This window comes from Leucobacter sp. M11 (genome assembly GCF_035726885.1).
GTDB lineage: Bacteria > Actinomycetota > Actinomycetes > Actinomycetales > Microbacteriaceae > JAPFRB01.
Window position 1 is genome coordinate 12,372 of record NZ_JAPFRB010000005.1, and the last position, 1,666, is coordinate 14,037.

A 1,666-nucleotide genomic window follows, 5' to 3' on the forward strand; every position below is an offset into this window, starting at 1 on the left:
TGGGGAAGCACCGCGGGCGGCACCGAAATCGTCATCCCCGCCCCGCCCAGCGGCACCGTCATCCAGACCGCCAAGAGCGACACCCACAGCCTCGCCCTCACCGACGAGCAGGTCGTCTACGGCTGGGGACGAAACCACAAGGGCAGCCTGCTCGAACTCAACCAGCAAAACATCCCCGAACCCAAACGGCTCACCAAGCTCAAAATCCCGGCAACGCACGGCGCAATCGCCTCGGTCGAGGTCCTCCGCTGGAACAGCTACGCGCTCATGTCCGACGGGGCCCTCTACGCCTGGGGCGACAACAGCCGGGGCCTGCTCGGCATCGGCACCACCATCGGCTACACCCCCGACGCGATGCGAGTGCCCTTCCCCGAGGGCGTCCGGATCGCGCAGTTCGCAAGCGCCCCCGACGCCTTCCACGCCATCGCGCTCGACACCGACGGCGTCGTCTGGACCTGGGGAGACAACGCCTACGGCCAGCTCGGCGACGGCACCACCGTCACCAACGGCACCCCCCGGCCCGTGCGGATCGACACCGACGCCCGCATCCGCTCCGTGCACAACTCCGGGCAGACCTCCCTCGCGCTCGCCGCAGACGGCACCGTGTGGACCTGGGGCGCAAACTTCCACGGGCAGCTCGGCATCCCCGCGATGGAGCACCGATCGCTTCCGGGGCCGACGGACCTTCCCGTTCCCGCGACCCGGCTCCTCGTCGGCCCGGAGACGATTCTTGCCTGGGACGCGGCGGGCAACATCTGGGGCTGGGGAGCGAACTACTACGGGGCGGTCTCCGGCGCGGCTCCCGTGCGGGCCCCGGCGTCGTTTGAGATCGAGGAGTACCCCAACGGGGTGCTCGGCGAAGACTCCGCGATCCGGACCCCCACGCTGATTCCCGGCTTCGCGGAGCGCGGATACACCCCCATCGCGGTGTCCTGGGTGCCGTTCGTGCACGACCCGGCGCAGCGGCTGCTCACCTGGGGCGGAAACAACTTCGGGCAGACCGGCCAGGGCGTCGACGAGGAGCTCGTCCTCTCCCCGGGCCCGGCCGGGGAGCTTTCCCGGGTCGCGGACGGTGCGCAGAGCGGCTGGTACGCGCTCGCCCAGCTCGAGGACGGCTCGGTGTGGACCTGGGGGCGGAACCAGTACGGGCAGCTCGGCCTCGGCTCAGCCGAACCCCAGAAGAACACCCCGCAGCGGGTGAACTTCCCGGCGTTGGAGGTCACCCTCGACGGGGTCGCGCAGCCCATCGTTTCGCGGGACAGCGCCGCGGGCACGGTCACCATCATCGCGCCCCCGCACGCGGCGGGCCCCGTCGACATTCGCGTGCTCACCCGATCCGGGGCCACGGGGGAGGAACTGTCCGCGGTGGACTACCCGGGCGGCTTCACCTACCTGGCGCCGCCGGAGATCACCTCGCCGCCGGAGACCGCCCCCGCGCAGGTCGGGGCGTCCGCCGAGCACGCGCTCACCGCGACCGGTGACCCCGTGATCGCGTTCGCGGTGACCGCGGGGGAGTTGCCGCCGGGGCTCAGCCTGGACGCGACGACGGGGCTCATCTCGGGAACGCCGACCCGGGCGGGGGCCTGGACGGTGACGGTGACCGCGACGAACCGGGTGGGCGAGGACCGGCAGGAGCTGCGCTTCACGGTCGAGCCGAAGCCGGGCC

1 protein-coding gene is annotated in these 1,666 nt (G+C 71.9%); it reads left to right on the forward strand.

The genetic code is table 11. The annotated features are described in order from the left end of the window. On the forward strand, nucleotides 1-1,666 hold a 1,666-nt coding region (locus OOT08_RS15295; RefSeq protein ID WP_325093707.1), incomplete at both ends, for an RCC1 domain-containing protein.